This is a genomic window from Roseicella aerolata, from assembly GCF_020523605.1.
Classification (GTDB): Bacteria; Pseudomonadota; Alphaproteobacteria; order Acetobacterales; family Acetobacteraceae; genus Paracraurococcus; species Paracraurococcus aerolatus.
On the sequence record NZ_JAJAQI010000073.1, the window covers coordinates 1 to 14,934 of the forward strand.

14 protein-coding genes are annotated in these 14,934 nt (G+C 70.3%); 3 read left to right on the forward strand and 11 right to left on the reverse strand.

Annotated elements, in window-relative coordinates:
* Positions 1–103: 103 nt before the first annotated feature.
* Positions 104–1,699 (reverse strand): HK97 family phage prohead protease, encoded by a 1,596-nt coding sequence (locus tag LHA35_RS26235; RefSeq protein WP_226613980.1) that lies wholly within the window; start codon positions 1,697–1,699, stop codon positions 104–106.
* 149 nt (positions 1,700–1,848) lie between these two features.
* Here LHA35_RS26235 and LHA35_RS26240 point away from each other — a divergent pair, with 149 nt between their 5' ends.
* Positions 1,849–2,424 (forward strand): hypothetical protein, encoded by a 576-nt coding sequence (locus tag LHA35_RS26240; RefSeq protein WP_226613981.1) that lies wholly within the window; start codon positions 1,849–1,851, stop codon positions 2,422–2,424.
* A gap of 20 nt (positions 2,425–2,444) precedes the next feature.
* Here LHA35_RS26240 and LHA35_RS26245 read toward each other — a convergent pair whose 3' ends face one another.
* Together LHA35_RS26245 and LHA35_RS26250 are read right to left on the reverse strand one after the other, a co-directional pair.
* A complete protein-coding gene (locus LHA35_RS26245) occupies positions 2,445–3,914 on the reverse strand; it encodes a phage portal protein (RefSeq protein WP_226613983.1) in 1,470 nt (489 codons plus the stop codon).
* Positions 3,914–4,150 carry a phage head-tail joining protein gene (locus tag LHA35_RS26250; protein ID WP_226613985.1) on the reverse strand — a complete coding sequence of 79 codons (237 nt, stop codon included), beginning with the start codon at positions 4,148–4,150 and terminating at the stop codon, positions 3,914–3,916. Before LHA35_RS26250 ends, LHA35_RS26245 begins: the two co-directional genes overlap by 1 nt.
* Before the next feature lie 111 nt (positions 4,151–4,261).
* On the opposite strand from LHA35_RS26250, the gene LHA35_RS26255 reads away from it, so the two are divergent.
* Positions 4,262–5,032 (forward strand): tellurite resistance TerB family protein, encoded by a 771-nt coding sequence (locus LHA35_RS26255; RefSeq protein ID WP_226613987.1) that lies wholly within the window; start codon positions 4,262–4,264, stop codon positions 5,030–5,032.
* A gap of 14 nt (positions 5,033–5,046) precedes the next feature.
* Here the strand turns inward: LHA35_RS26255 and LHA35_RS26260 are convergent, their stop codons facing one another.
* From LHA35_RS26260 to LHA35_RS26275, 4 genes are all read right to left on the reverse strand, one after another.
* On the reverse strand, positions 5,047–6,960 hold the full coding sequence (locus tag LHA35_RS26260) for a phage terminase large subunit family protein (protein ID WP_226613989.1): 1,914 nt from the start codon (positions 6,958–6,960) through the stop codon (positions 5,047–5,049).
* A gap of 25 nt (positions 6,961–6,985) precedes the next feature.
* Positions 6,986–7,501, reverse strand: coding sequence for a hypothetical protein (locus LHA35_RS26265; protein ID WP_226613990.1), 516 nt, complete (start codon positions 7,499–7,501; stop codon positions 6,986–6,988).
* Between the two features lie 132 nt (positions 7,502–7,633).
* A complete protein-coding gene (locus LHA35_RS26270; RefSeq protein ID WP_226613992.1) occupies positions 7,634–7,957 on the reverse strand; it encodes a c-type cytochrome in 324 nt (107 codons plus the stop codon).
* A 93-nt stretch (positions 7,958–8,050) separates the two neighbouring features.
* Positions 8,051–8,944, reverse strand: coding sequence for a DUF3489 domain-containing protein (locus LHA35_RS26275; RefSeq protein WP_226613993.1), 894 nt, complete (start codon positions 8,942–8,944; stop codon positions 8,051–8,053).
* Positions 8,945–9,153: 209 nt separating this feature from the next.
* Between LHA35_RS26275 and LHA35_RS26280 the strand changes: the two genes are divergently transcribed.
* A complete protein-coding gene (locus LHA35_RS26280) occupies positions 9,154–10,179 on the forward strand; it encodes an IS110 family RNA-guided transposase (RefSeq protein WP_226613994.1) in 1,026 nt (341 codons plus the stop codon).
* 230 nt (positions 10,180–10,409) lie between these two features.
* Here the strand turns inward: LHA35_RS26280 and LHA35_RS26285 are convergent, their stop codons facing one another.
* The 4 genes from LHA35_RS26285 to LHA35_RS26300 form a co-directional block, all read right to left on the reverse strand.
* Positions 10,410–10,667, reverse strand: a complete 258-nt coding sequence (locus LHA35_RS26285) for a hypothetical protein (RefSeq protein ID WP_226613995.1) — start codon at positions 10,665–10,667, stop codon at positions 10,410–10,412.
* A 99-nt stretch (positions 10,668–10,766) separates the two neighbouring features.
* Positions 10,767–12,035 carry a site-specific DNA-methyltransferase gene (locus LHA35_RS26290; protein WP_226613996.1) on the reverse strand — a complete coding sequence of 423 codons (1,269 nt, stop codon included), beginning with the start codon at positions 12,033–12,035 and terminating at the stop codon, positions 10,767–10,769.
* A complete protein-coding gene (locus LHA35_RS26295) occupies positions 12,025–13,497 on the reverse strand; it encodes a site-specific DNA-methyltransferase (protein ID WP_226613997.1) in 1,473 nt (490 codons plus the stop codon). The genes LHA35_RS26290 and LHA35_RS26295 overlap by 11 nt, the downstream gene beginning before the upstream one ends.
* 1,274 nt (positions 13,498–14,771) lie before the next feature.
* A partial coding sequence (locus LHA35_RS26300; protein WP_226613913.1) for a transposase occupies positions 14,772–14,934 on the reverse strand: 163 nt, incomplete at its 5' end.

The following is a 14,934-nucleotide window of genomic DNA, read 5'->3' on the forward strand; positions in this document are numbered from 1 at the left end:
GCCAAGCACGAAAGGAGGCCACAACCCACCTGACAGAAGCCGAAAACCCCGAACTTCCAGCCACAACCCGGGTCAAATCCTCATGGCAATCCCGGGTCAGCTCTCAGTGGCAATCAACAGCGGTGGCGTTCTCGAAGTCGGCGACGCGCCGGCCGATCATGGCCGCGAAGTCGGTGAAGGCACCGAGATCGTCGTTCACCAACATCGGGCGGGTGACCCGGATCCGGCGGGCGAAGGTCTGCAGCAGCACGATCTCCTGGCTCTCGGACATGGTCCCGGCCTGGATCTCGCCGTTCTCCAGCAGCGGCAACAGGGTCGGGAAGTCGCCGACGCGCAGGTGCCGGTGCGGCTTGAAGTCGCGGAAGTCGCGGCGGAGGAAGATCTGCCGGTAGCTGGGCGCCGCCGGCGCGTAGGCCGCGAGCAGCATCTTGTTGGCTGCCGCCGAGAGCAGCAGCGGGAAGTCCGAGGTGGTGTGGAAGGCGCGCTCAGCCAGCAGGGTCGGGTTGCGCGGGACGTTGCGTTCGCCCCGGGCGCGGAGCAGCTCGCCCACCATGTCCGAGGGCCGCCAGCCCAGGAACTCGGCATGCCGGCCACTGCCCTGCGGCTGGTAGCCCGGCATGGAGCGGGCGGCGAGCGCCTCGGCCATGGCATCGATCAGCACCGCCGGATCGTCATTGGCCGGCCCCGTCTCGGGCCGGGCGGGGATGGAGGGGCGGGGCGTGCCGGCGGTGAAGGCCTCCCACAGCCGGCCGCGCAGCACCTCCGGCGCGATGCGGTCGCGGATGGCGGCCTGGCGCAGGCTGGTGAGCAGGTCCTCGGCCAGGAGCCCCCGCGCCCCTGCCAGCACCGTGTCGTAGCCGGCCAGGCGCTCGATGGCAGCGCGCTCGGCCTCGGCGCGGACCGCCTCGAGGTCGGAAGCGGGTACGGCCGCGCGGGTCGGCTCGGGCGCTGCGGTGGGCGTGGCGCTCACGGGCGGCACAGTGGGCGCCGGCTCGGCGGCCGGCGTAGCCGGCGTCGTCTCGGACATGCTGGGGTCCTCTGGCAGGGGTGGTTCAAGGGCGGTCGCGGGCGAGCCCTGCTCTGCCTCGCCCCGCACGGCGGCGGCCGGGTCGATGGGCACCGGCACGACGGAGATCTCGAAGGGCTCCCAGTCCACCGCGCGGTGGACGGTCTGGCCCGTTGCGGCATCGGGCACCGGCTCGTAGCGGTGCACCCGGTAGCCGACGCTGACCGCCCGCAGCGTGCCGTCGGCGACCCGCTGCCAGACCGGCTCGACATCGGCCGCGCTGCTGAACTGCAGGGTGGCGTAGCCGCGGCCAGCCTCGATCCGCGCCGCGACCACCCGACCCAGCACATCACGGGCGCCACCCCGGCGATGCGCATCGAGCACCGGGGCGCGGCCCGAGCGCAGCCCGTCCATGCGGACCGCGGCCGGCGCCATGTCGAGCTCTTCCAGGATGGGCCCGAGCGGCGGCACGAAGTTCCGCGCCCGGGCGCCGGTGGACCAGACCACCTCGACGGTGCGGGCGGCGCGATCGACCGTGGCCGGCGCGGCCAGGGCGCGCTGGGCTACGACCGACTGCCCACCGCTGGGCATCCGATCGGACCCGACATTCCCGCCACTGGGCAGGTCTCTGTCCGGCAACGCCGCGGCTTCCGGCGCGGGGCTGACCCCACCCAGGTCGATCGGATCGGTCATGATGTTAGCCCCGCGGCTGTGATCCCGAGTGTTGCCGCCGGTGCTTGGTCCGAGTTCCCCGATCCTTGAAGGGTCAAGAAAAGAGACCGTTCGCAATCCCTGCTGCAGCGCACCATGTGCGGCTTATGGCGATTACAACGAATGCACCCATGACCTGGGCTCCGGATTTCCGGCAGAACCCGTTCCTAGGCGCCTGGCTCGGCGTGGCCGAAGCCATGTCCAGCGTGGGGCGGGATTTCTGGCTCACCGAGCTTCACCGTCAGCAGACGGCGATGCTGGGCGAGTTCGGCCGGCAGACTCTGCGCTTCTGGAGCACCGCATGGCTGCCCCTGCCTGCGCCTCGCCCCACCCCTCCGCTTGTCGGCGTGGCAGAGCCGAGCACCATTCTCGCCGAGCCTGACAGCGAGGCGAAGCAGGACGCTTCCGGTGACGCTCAGGCTCAGCCCGAGGCATCGGCGGAGCAGCCTGCCGCAGAGATCAGCGCAACAGAGGTAGAGGTACGCCGCACCTCGAGCGCGAGCCCTGTGAAGCCGAAGGCACATACAGCCGGCGCGACGAAGCGAAAGGCCTCCGCCAGCACCGCGGCTCGGCTCAAGGCACCGGCGGAGCGGCCTGCCGCCCAGCTCCACGCAGCAGCGGCACGTCGTGCCTCCAGCGCGAAGTCGGCGAAACCGAAGACGCGCGTGGTCGCCGCGACCAAGCGGAAGGCTCAGACCAAGCGCTGACGTAGCGGCTATCGAGCCGGTCAACCTGTAGCGGCGACCTGCGTCGGTGACGCCGCGCCGGTCGCGGCGATCTCGACCGCGGCCAGCTGCGCCGCGTCCTGGGCACTGCCGGACTTGGCGACCCGGCGCGGATCGGTGTCGAGGGCAAGGCCGGCATCGTCAAGCAGGACATTGGCCTCGCGGATCAGCTCGACCGCCTGGCGGAAGTCGTAGCCGAAGGCGCCCACCGCCTCGGGCTGCGGCACGAAGCCGGCCCGCACGTGGGCGATCAGGGCGGTGGTGTCCTTCAGCGGGTCGATCATCTCATGCGCCGGCGGAACATGGCTGACCTCGGCCGGCATGCCGGCGGGCCACAACCCAAGCAACGCCCCCTGGGCATGGAAGCGCTCGGCGATGGGCCGGACCAGCATCGGGATCAGCATGCCGTACTGCACCTGCTCGCAGAGCCGGCGGAACTCGATCTTGCCGGCCCGCAGCGAGGAGTAGTTCGCCTGGGTCAGGTCGCCCGAGACCTGGTCGTAGGTCAGCCCGGTGCCGACCGCAGCCGCCTCCAGCGCCCGGCGGGCGAAGGCGGCGTGCGAGCCACCGCCGGAGGGATTCACCACTTCCACGCTGCCCATCCCCCGCCGGTAGAGGATCATCCCCGGCTCGAAGCTCTCGACCGCCCGGCCCTGGGCGTCACGGAGCAGGCCGGCGGCAGCGCCGGTCAGCGCCTCCTCGCCCTCCTCCGAGACCACCGCGGCCAGGCAGGCCTCGATCTTGGCCTTCATCAGCAGGGCGGCCTCGTAGTCGCCGAGGTCACGCAGCCGGGTCAGCACCGGCGCCAGCCAGGAGACGTCGCGTAGCTGGCCGGGCCGGCGCTTGCGGTAGACATGCAGCAGGTCGCGGGCCGGCACCGGCTCGCTGTCCAGCCGGCCGCCGGAGGGCAGCAGCCAAGACGCGCCCGGATGCACGCGATAGAGCCAGTAGGCGACCGGCTCGCCGGCCCCGCCGAGGGCGATGCCCTGCAGGGTCGGCACACCCTCGACCATCCCGTTCCGCGCCGTGTCGAGGTGGTCGCTCTCCAGCACCTGCAGCCGGAGGCCGATCGGGTTGGCCGGGCTGACCTCGGCCGGCAGCAGGCGGACGAAACACTCGCCGCTCTCCACCACTGCCCGCATGACCAGGGCCTGCAGGCCGGCGAGGTCGAGCCGGCCCTCGGCGTCGCAGCCGGTGCCCTCGGCCCAGCGGCGCCAGGCTTCGGCATGCGCTCGGTCCGGCCAGCGGGTGGTGATGCCGGCGCCGACCGCATTGCCGGTCCAGAGGTCGACGATGCGGCTGGCGTAGGGATCGTTGCGGACCGCGTCGCGGGCGCGGCGGGCGACCGTGGCCGCGGCGGTGCCGACCTCGGCATTGGCGCTGCCGCCCGAGGGCGCCCAGGCCGAGGCGCGGCTGTCCCCCGCCGCGGCATAGCCGCGCAGCGCCTGCCAGGCATCGCGGAGCCGGCCCATCACCTGCTTCCCCCGGGCGAGAAGCTGCCGAGCGTGACGGAGGGGCGGCGCGCAGCGCTGTTCTCGGCGCCCTGCAGCACCGCCAAGGCGCGGCCGAGCTCATCGAGGCTGCGGTACTCCACGGTGCGACCGTCGAAGGTCACGCGCGTGGTGCCGCCCGTGTAGGCTGCCACAAGCACGGCGGCGCGGCTGCCCGCGGGCTGCGCCAACGCCCAGGCGAGGACGGTCGGGTCCATGCACATGCTGCTCCCAACATCGCGACACCGATCTCAACGATTGCCGCAGCAGTTACGATGTGAAAAACCGGCCATCTTGCACTGGCGGGCACTGCCCACGACGTACGGGGCATGATCAACGCGCAGAACCTGCTCGAACGCTTCCTCGGCCAGAGCGCCAGCGTTCCGGCCGCCCCGGCATCTCAGCCCTCGGCCTCGCCTTGGGTGAACCCGGTGGGTTCCGGCCTCTCGAACGCCGCAGGCACAGCGCGTCAGGCGCTCAACTCCGCGGGCGGGCTGCAAGGGCTTGCCGCGTCCGGCGCCGCCGGTGGCCTGCTGGGCCTGCTGGTCGGCGGTAAGAAAAAGAAGAAGAAGGGCGGCTATGGCGGGATCGTCAGCCACGGCGGCGCTGCCATGCTCGGGGCCCTGGCCAACCAAGCCTACCAGAGCTGGCGAGCGGGCCAGGCTCCTGCGCAGACGCCGGTCGCCTCGCCACAACAGGCTGCGGCCGTCGAGCCGCGTTTCCTGCCCGCTGCTGCGCCGGCTTCCGATGGTCAGCCCTTCGAGCTTGCCCTGATCCGCGCCATGATCGCCGCCGCGAAGGCAGATGGTCACATCGACGCCGAGGAGCAGCGCCGGATCTTTGACAGGGTCGGCGAGTTCGAGCTCGACGCTGAGAGCAAGGCCTTCGTCTTCGACGCGCTCGCTGCCCCCATTGGCGTCTCGGAGGTCGCCGCCTTCGCCACGACGCAGGAACAGGCAGCGGAGTTGTATCTGGTGTCGCGCCTTGCCGTGGAGCCAGACGAGCCAGCCGAACGCGCCTACCTCGAGGCGCTGGCGCATCGACTGAAGCTGCCCGGCGATTTGATAGCCCATTTGGATCGACAGGCGGACGCGGCCTGAGCCGCGCACCGTAGTCAGGTCCGGGCGCGGAGCCATTGGCCGCCGCGCGACGTCAGCCAGTTGTTCGACCGTGTGCCAGATATCGCCGATGGCACGACGCGTTCGGCCTTCGGAGCCGCAGGCGGTGGGCCTTCAGATGCAGGTGACAGTGGCGCGTTGGCGATGTCCTCCCGCAGCTGCTGCCAGAAGCGCTCGCCGTAGCGGTCCGCCCCAAGCAGCCAGAGCGCGGCGCGGGCCAGCACGACGCAGTCCAGCGCCTCGTTCCGCTCGCGCAGCTTGGCCCATTCCTGCCGGGCGAAGCCGCGGCGGTCCTTCACCGTGCGCAGCTGCTCGGCGACCAGTTGCTTCACCCACTCGGCCTCGATGCCCCGCGGCAGATGCACCCAACCGGGCGGGAACGCCTCGGCATCGCCCCGGCCGAGCCAGAGCCGGCGGTAGAGGTCCGCCTTCCAGGTCGAGACCGAGACGGTCCACAGCTTCAGACCGCGGCGCAGCTTGCGGCCGTCGACCAGCGCATCCACCGGCGTCGGCCCCTGCACCGGCTGCGCCCGGTTCCAGCCCTCCACGCCCTTCGTGGGGGCCACGCGCGGATCCCGCAAGCGGCGGAGATGGCCGTAGACGGCGGCGGTGTCCCGGCCGCCGGTGTCGACGCAAGCCTTGGCGATCCGCATGGTGCCGCCACCGGCCCGGGGCCAATCCCGAGCCAGCAGCTTTGCCAGGGCGTCCCAGGGCCCCCGCTCGCGTGGGCTGCCCGGAATCACGACGTGGTCGACCAACCAGGACGTGTATCCCTCCGCCCAGCCCCAGACGTCGCATTCCAGGCGGTCGTCCTGCACGTCGACGCCCGCGGTGAGGCAGAGGACGCCGACGGGCACCACGCCCATCCGAAAATCCTCCCGGCGCTCGACCAGGCGCTCCCAATCCGGCGCCTCGCCCTGCTCCTGCCAGGTCTCGCCGAGGACGGTGTTCCGAAACGTCTTGATGTCCTCGGGCTTGCCCTGCGCCGCCTCCCAATCCCGGGCGATCTGCGCCCAGGACAGCCAGCCGACCGGCGAGTAGAGCGCCGAGATGTGGAAGCCGACCGTGTGCGGATCCTGGCCCTCGGCCGTCGCGCGCCATTCCCCGCCGCCGAGCATGGCGGTCTTGTCGTGCTCCTGCATCGGGTGGTCGCAGGCCGTGCAGTGATACCGCGCCGTCTCCGGCGCGCCCTTCTCCCAGCGAAGGCGCTCGAACTTCAGCCACTGCATCTCACCGCAATGCGGGCAGGGCACGAAGTAGCGGCGCTGGTCGGAAGCGGCGTATTCGCGCTCGATTCGGCTGCGGCCGGCAATGGTCGGGGTCGAGACCAGGAAGGCCTTGCGCCGCCAGCCGAAGGTCCGCGCCCGGGCCTCGGCGAGCGCGATCGGGTCGCCCTCACCCTCGACATCGCCCGGATAGGCGTCGATCTCGTCGAGGAACAGGAACCGCGCCGTCATGGAGCGCAGGCCGACCGCGCTGTTCGCGCCCGTCAGCACCAGGATGCCGCCGGGGAATTCCTTCGACAGCATGGTGTTGCCGCTGTCGCGCGCGCGGGCCGGCGCCACCCGCTCCCGCAGCGCCAGGGTCTCCTCCAGCAGCGGGTCGATGCGTTGGCGCGAGAAGCGCTTGGCCAGTTCGACGGTCGGCTGCACCGCCAGCGCGGGCGCCGGCACGTGGTGCAGGATGTAGCCGAGCCAGTTGTTGCCGCTCTCGGTGGCGCCGACCTGCGCGCCCTTCATGAACACGACACGCCGGGCTGGATGCACCGCTGACAGTGCGTCCATCACCTCCTTGAGGTAGGGCGTGCGGCTGGTGCGCCAGGGGCCAGGCTCGGCCGAGGCCCGGCTGCCGAGCATGCGGTGCCGCTCGGCCCATTCCGAGACGGTGAGCTGCGGCGGCGGCCGGAGCATCGCGCCGACGCGGTGGCGGACATGGCTACGGGTCCGTGGCCCGATCCCCTCCGAGGCCGGCTGGGTCGAAGCGATCGGCCGCCTCCGTCAGCAGGTCGTTGATGTGGCTCTGCAGGATGGTCTGCAGCAGGTGCGGGTCGACACCGAGCTCGGCGGCGATCAGGCCCGCGACGCGTGCCGGCCAGTTCAGCAGCGCGTCGCGCATGGTGCTGCCGATCTCGTCGAGCGCGACATTGGCCTCGCTGACATCGATCAGGCGCCGCCTGGTCTCGTCCAGCGAGAGGCGCTGCGCCTCCACCTTGAGGGCGAGCTGCGCGACCTTCAGCCGGGCGAAGGGCGTGCCCTCCGTGCCGGCGCCCGCAGCCAGGGGCGAGCGGTGCGGATCCGCGGTCTCGACCAGCCGGCGGCGGGTCTTGTCGATGTCCCAACTGCCGTCCGGCTCGCGAGCGATGCGGCCACTCCCCTCGGCCTTACGCAGCGCGGTCTCGCTGATGCCGATGCGCCTCGCGGCCTCACGGTTCGATGGGGTCAGCTCGGGCATGGCGGCGGGCGGGCCTTCCTTCCCGTAGGCGCGACGGGATGCCCTGCCGCATCAGGACGGGGGAATGCGACCTGTCGAATGCGACCTGTCCAGCGTCCGCGTGGCGGCTGCGCCGCACCGCGGCGGGTGAGATCAGCGTTCCAGCGTCTTGAGATATGCCAGAAGATCGGTGATCTGGGCCTGGCTGAGCTGGAACTCAGGCATCGCCGGATGGCCGGTCTCGATCCCCTCAGCCAGCGCCTCGGCAAGCTGCTCGACGGGATAGCGCCGGTGAAGGGTCCGGAAGGGCGGCGCTGACGCGAACGGGCTGGCGCCCGTCCGACCGATGGCGTGGCATCTCGCGCAGTTCGCCTGCGCCAGGGTTCTCCCAGCCTCCGGTCGTCCATCCCGTGCCAGGGAAGCGGATCCGCTGCAGACCAAGACAACAGCCGAGAGAATGCGCAGCAGGGACGGCAATGCAGCGATGCTCCTCAGAGGCAGGAGGATGCTATCGCCAGGACGGAGCCGGCGCCATGCGCGCACTGCGCTGGCGCCGTCCGCTGTCATCGATCAGTCCGCGATCTTGTACACCGTGTAGGAGCCGCGGGCGCCCTCCTTGTTCGGGCCGACCTGGCGGACCCGCTCCAGCACCTCGAACGCGATCCCCTGGCGTTTCTTCAGGCCGGCGAAGAACCCACGGACCGTATGCGGCGCCCAGCCCGTCGCCTCGGCGATCTGCGCCACCGTGGCGCCTTCCGAGCGGCGCAGCATCGCCAGCACCTGCTCCTGCTTGGTGCCCTCGCGCGGCTTGCGCGGCGCGCCGGGCTCGCGCGCGGGGCGGGCCGGCTTGCCGGCGAGGGCGGTACGCAGGGCGCCGATCGCGTCGGTCAGGTCGTAGCGCTGGTTGGCCTCGTCGTCCCAGGCGGCGAGGACGCGCTGCGCGGCGGCTTTCAGCCCGCGCGGCGTCCGCTCCGCCAGGGCCTGGTCCAGCAGGGCGACGTCGTCGACCGACTGCTGCCAATCCTCGGCCGGCCCGTAGACGCGCGCCTCGTCGATGCCGAGTTGCTCGTGCCGGGGCCGGTCGTCCTCCTCGGGATCGGCCTCGTCCGCCGCCGTGGGCGCGTCCTGGGCGGGCTCCGGCGCCGGGGCGTCCTCACCCCGCAGCGCGGTGTCCTCCCCGCCCAGAGGCGCCCTGCCCGCCTCCGGCGCGGCGGGCTCGTGGCCGATGGCGCGCAGCCCCTCGTCGGTGACCTTGAGCAGCACCGCGTCGCCCTCGACCATCCAGAGGGCCACCGCGCCGTAGGCCGGGCGGTCCACCGCGATCACCAGGTCGTGCTTCAGCAGCGCCTTGGCCGCCGTCTGCCGCGCCGCGGCGGGCAGGCGCTCGGGCGGCAGCGCCAGGTGCTCGGGGTGCTGCGCGGCGGCGGTCAGGATCGCGCGCTGCGTGTCGGTGAGCTTCATCATCGGGGTCTCCGGTCCGGCACCCGACCAGTCGGGTGCTACCACCCCGAGCCCCGCCGGCGGCGCCGGTCGGGGCGGTGCGGAGGCGAGGCGCGCTACTCGGTGAATTCGCCGCGCTTGATGGGGTGGATGCCCCCTGCTCTGCGGCATCTCGGTGCCATAGCGTGAGCGCTGGCAAACTGCGCCACGCTCCAGCAGGACAGGAAGCAGCCATGTCGGCGATCACCACGGTCGGGCTCGACCTTGCGAAGAACGTATTCCAGGTTCACGGCATCGATGCATCGGGCCAGGTTGTTCTGCGCCGGAAGCTGCGGCGCAGCGAGGTGGAGCCTTTCTTCAAGGCGCTGCCGCCGGCACTGGTCGGCATGGAGGCCTGTGGTGGTGCCCACTTCTGGGCGCGCGAGCTGATGCGGCTTGGACACTCCGTGCGGTTGATGCCACCGTCCTATGTCAAGCCTTACGTGAAGCGAGGGAAAACCGACGCGGCGGACGCAGAAGCAATCTGCGAGGCGGTAACGCGGCCAACGATGCGCTTCGTGCCTGTGAAGGATGTGGCGCATCAGGCAGCGGCCTTGGAGTTGAAGACGCGTGAACTGCTGGTGCGACAACGCAGCCAGGCGATAAGCGCGCTGCGCGCGCATATGTCCGAGTACGGCATCATCGCGGCACGCGGCATTCCTCGCCTCGCTGATCTCACTGCGGTAATTCGAGACATCGACGATCGCAGGCTACCGGACATGGCGCGCGAAGTGCTGCTGGAATTGGTCGAGCAGATCGAGAGCATGCACGAGCGTATCGAGCGTCTCGATAGGCGTATGGTTCGCCGGATGCGTGAGGATGAAACCGCGCGGCGGCTTGCCACCGTGCCAGGAATCGGTGCGGTGATCGCGACCGCGCTACAGGCATTGGTGCCAGACCCAAAGAGCTTCGCATCGGCCCGCCATTTTGCCGCCTGGCTAGGGTTGGCACCTCGATCGCATTCGAGCGGCGGTAAAGAGCGGCTTGGAGGGATCTCGAAGCAGGGTAACCCGGTGCTGAGGCGGCTCCTTGTCCTCGGCGCAACAGCGCAGCTGAAGCATGTGCAACGACGGGAGCCGAGTGGCGACTGGATGGGGAAGCTGCTTGAGAGACGTCCGTTCAAAGTCGCGGCCGTGGTCGTAGCCAACAAGATGGCGCGCATTGCATGGGCCCTGCTCGCCAAGGGAGGGACTTTCCGGGCTTCCGTGGTCACCGCCTGAGCGGCCACGGCAGAACTCGCCGGCGACCGCGGTCGGCGAGGGCCAAGGTGCAAGAGCGACGATGACAGCGAAAGACCGGCGCTTCGGTTGCGAGAGAGGCATTCTACTTCATGCGCCATGGAGCGCGTCCGCTTGATTTGCCACTCGCACCGCGAAGCTCATCGGGGCCCGCGGCCATGCCGGCCGCACCATGAGGCCGGACACATGAACGCACCCGTGTCCTTCGATTGTCATCCAGCATCGCGCGCCTTGACCCGCAGGGGGCATCCACACATGAAGTAGCAATCCGTCACGCTCGCCAGCCGGCTGTTCCAGTGTTCGAGCGGCGCGGCCGTGCCCCAGAGGACGTCCTCGGGATCCGCCCCGAAGTGGTCGGCGCTCATCTGCTGCAGGTCGGCGACCATCGCGTCAAAGCGGGCCTTCTGCTGCAGGAAGGCTTCGAGGCTCTTCTGCTGGTTGCGGGCGGCGCGGGCTTGGCGGTCGGTCATGCTGGTCTCCGTCGTGGGGTGCAGGGCATCCCCTGCGCGCGACGGACCATTCGCGCTGCGCCGCGCCCGAGCCAAGCAACATGCAGCGTCATGGGATTGCTATGATCGAGCGGTTTGGATCACATCATGATCCGCGACGTCGCGGGCGGCGGCGATATCGGCGAAGGTGCGGTCCTCGCCCTCCAGCACGGCGGCTTCCCCGGTCGCCTCCTGCCAGCGCCGGACGATGACATCGGCATAGGCCGGGTCGAGCTCGAGCAGCACCGCCCGCCGCCCGGTGCGCTCTGCGGCGATCATCGTCGTGCCGGAGCCGCCGAACGAATCCAGCACCGTGTCGCGCTGCTTGCTGCTGTTGCGGATCGCCCGCTCGACCAGCGCCACCGGCTTCATCGTGGGATGCAGGTCGTTCCGCGCCGGCTTGTCGAAGTGCCAGACATTCCCCTGGTCCCGGGCGCCGCACCAGTAGTGCTGCGCGCCGGCCTTCCAGCCGTAGAGCATGGCCTCGAACTGCTGATGGTAGTCGGCACGGCCGAGGGCGAAGGTGTTCTTGGCCCAGATGATGGTGCTGGACCACTTGCCGCCGGCCTCCTGCCAGGCACGGTGCAGCACCGGCCACTCCGAGGAGGACATGCAGACGTAGCAGGCGCCCTTGGTGACCGCGAGCAGGTTGGCCAGGGCGGGCCGCAGGAAGTCGAGGAAGCCCGAACCGAGCGCGTCATTGGCGATGGTCATCCGGGCCGCGGTGCCACCCTGGTAGGCGACATTGTAGGGCGGGTCTGTCCAGACCATATCGGATAAGCAATTAAAGCCCAGGGCGTGCTGGACATCGGCCAGCTTGGTGGCGTCGCCGCAGAGCAGGCGGTGCTCGCCGCAGCGCCAGAGGTCGCCCGCGCGGGTGACCGGGATGGCGGGCGGCGGCGGGACATCATCGGCATCGTCCCCGAACCCGTCCTCCGCGGCAGCCAGCAGCCGGTCCAGGTCCATGCCGGAGAAGCCAAGCACGTCCAGATCGACCACCGCCTCGTCGCGGATGCGGGCGATCTCGGCCGCGAGCAGCGCCTCGTCCCAGCCGGAGTTCAGCGCGATCTGGTTGTCGGCCAGCCGCAGGGCGCGGGCCTGGGCCTCGGTCAGGTGCGACAGCCGGATCGCGGGGACCGCCGCCATGCCGAGGCGCTTGGCGGCCATGACCCGGCCGTGGCCGGCCACCAGCACGCCGGCGGCATCGACCAGCACCGGGTTCACGAAGCCGAACTGGGCGATGGAGGCGGCGATCTGCGCGATCTGTGCCTCGGAATGGGTCCTGGCGTTCTCGGCATAGGGAACCAGTGCCGCGACCGGCACCGTGCTCACCTGCAGGTCACGCTGCATCGGCGGCCTCCACCGGCACTCGCGCCGCGGCGATCGTGTCGTAGTCCCGCCCGTCCTCCGCCAGGGTCACCGGCAGGTCGGGATGCAGCAGGCGCCAGCGGGCGATGGCCAGGTCGACATAGGCCGGCGCGAGCTCGATCGCCCGCACCCGCCGGCCGGTCCGCTGGCCGGCCAGGATGGTCGTGCCGGAGCCAGCGAAGGGCTCGAACACCGCCTCGCCCTCGTCCGTGTAGGCCCGCATCAGGAACTCGGGCAGCGCCACCGGGAAGACGGCCGGGTGCTCGGTCTCGATGCCCCGGCCCTTGTGCCGGGTGATGCGCAGCACGCTGTCCGGGATCCGCATCTCCTGCACCGGCAGGCCGATGTGGGTGTAGGCCTTCACCTCGCCGTCGGCGGCGCGCAGGCCGCTGCCCTTGTTCGGGGTGCCGGCCCATTTGCAGGGCACGATCTTGTTCGCCTGCCGAGCCGTCCGGTTGAAGTGGAAGACCAGCTCGAAGGCCGGCGCGAGGCGGCCGTTCCAGTCGCCGGGCAGGCCGGGCCCCTGGTCCCAGGCGTAGAGGCCGAAGCGGCGCCAGCCCTGGGTCCGCATCCAGTCGAGCCAGCCGGACCAGTAGGGCTGCCATTCGCCGTCGCGGTGGATCAGCCCGAGGTTCACCAGCACCTGGCCGTCATCCCGCAGGATCTGCGGCAGATGCTGGAACACGCCCCGCATCAGCGCGTCCCAGTCCGACACGCCGCCCGTGGTGTAGTCGCGCTGGTTGCCATAGGGCGGGCTGGTGAACAGCAGCGCTGCGTGGTCTTGGCCCATGACGCGGGCCACGGCCGCAGCGTCGGTGCTGTCGCCGCAGAGCAGGCGATGCTCGCCGAGCAGCCAAAGGTCCCCGGGACGGGTGACCGCTTGGCGCGGCGGCTCGGGCTCGGCATCGGCGGGATCATCGGCGTCGGCATCCGCGCCGGTGCCGGTGGCGGCCGAGGAGGGCGTCTCGGCGTCGGCCGCGGGCAGAGCCTCGGGCGCGTTGCCGTCGGCCACGGCCTCTCCAGCCGCCGCGAGGATGTCCGCGAGCTCCGCCGCCGAGAAGCCGAGCGCGGCCAGGTCGAGGTCCGGCGCCGCCTGCACCGCGGCCAGCGCATCCCGCAGCAGCGCCTGGTCCCAGGTCGCGTTCTCCGCGATGCGGTTGTCGGCGAGCCGCAGCGCCTCCTCTTGCGCCGCGGAGAGGTGCCGCAGCACGATCACCGGCACCCGCTCGATGCCGAGGGCGACGGCGGCCTCCAGGCGGCCATGGCCGGCGATCAGCACGCCGGCCTCGTCTACCAGCAGCGGGTTAGTGAAGCCGAAGGCCAGCATGCTGGCCTTGATCTGCTCGAGCTGCGCCGCGCCATGCACCCGGGCATTGCCGGGGTGCGCGCGCAGCTCCGCCACCGGGCGCAGCAGGATCTTCGCCGCCATCCAGGGGAGCGTCATCGGGGCATCCGGGATCAGGGTGGGTGCGAACCGTGCGCGCAGCCGGCGCGAGCCTCGCGCCGCCACGGTTCGCAGCTAAACGATTGAGATCAGGGCCGTGTGGTGCGAACCGCGAACCATATTTCCGGCCTGGCGCTAGCGAAGTCGCGCGCTTCCGCCCCCCGCATATGGCGGGCGCAGGAAGGACCCTGCAGATCAAGAGCCACTGTGGCTGATCAGCCGGCGAGTGGCTCGGGAGCAGCAGTGCTCGACGCACCTTCTCGACGTGTCATCACCATACCCAACTCGATTTGCGCGCCGCCACGGGGTGAATTGTAACAGCGGAGCACTGCTGCACCCGTTGTGATGTCGAATCTAGTGGCTGCGAGGAGAGTTTCATTGTTACCTTCGTGCTTCGCAGGCAGTCTGCTGTCATTCTGAAGCCACAAACATCGAGGGACCACGGTGGACGGTGGGGGATCGCGCGTTTCTGGCAGTCCAATTCGCGAACTCGGCGGGTGGCAGATAGGCCGATGGCTTACTCGAAAGCCGTCGAGGGACGACCCAGAGTCCATCTCCGAGCTTAGCTGGAACTTGGGCGACAGCATCTTCGGTCTTGTCGTTTACGAAAAGCATTCGCCGCAGAGCGTCGTCGAGGAGCTAGTTGGCAATGGGCCATCGGCGCCTCTGTTACTCCGGCTGGCCCTCGCGAGCGAGAGCGGTGGGTTTTTCGCGCTCCGCGAAGGCGTATGTCTGTCTGATCCAGGGTTGGCGACGGTTGTCATACTGCAGCCTAACTTTGCAGCGCTGGGCAGCTTCGACTGGGCACAGTTCCGCCGTGCTGCCCGCAACGACAACCTATGCGCCTGCGTGGCTCGGGAGACGTCGACGTTCGCTAGCCTGCTGATCTGGCGGACTGGCGATCACGATACGACACGGCGTCTACTGGCTCTGAGCCCGTCGTGGCACCTCCGCCTTCTCTCGCCGGAGCCAGATCCGCAGCCGCCTCCACCGCGATCAGACTCCAGCGAAAGTAAGCCTGGCGCCAAGAAAGCGTCCTCGCGCACGCAGAGCAGCACCGAAGCCACAGTGACCCGGTTGCGTCGTGAGCTAGCAAGAGTTCGACAAGAACGCGATGACCTTATAGCACAGGTGGGAATGCTACGAGCGGAGCTCGCGGCAGCAAGCACATCTGGGCTCTCGACCATTGACGCACTGAACATACTCAAGCTCGACGACAGCGCTCTGCGAGAGCTCCTTTCGCTCTGGCCTGACCCCGAACGGGGATCCATGGGTTATGAGAGAGTTGGCCCATGTTCTGGCGCACCCGGCTGGGCGTGCCGGAGCGTAGCGTAGGCAGGCCCAGCCGGGTGCGGCAAGATCGCTTCCGGCGCAGGCGGCCGATACCCGAGCGCACTATGAGGCCTCGAGATGTTGTAATGGCGCCGCCAGCGCTCG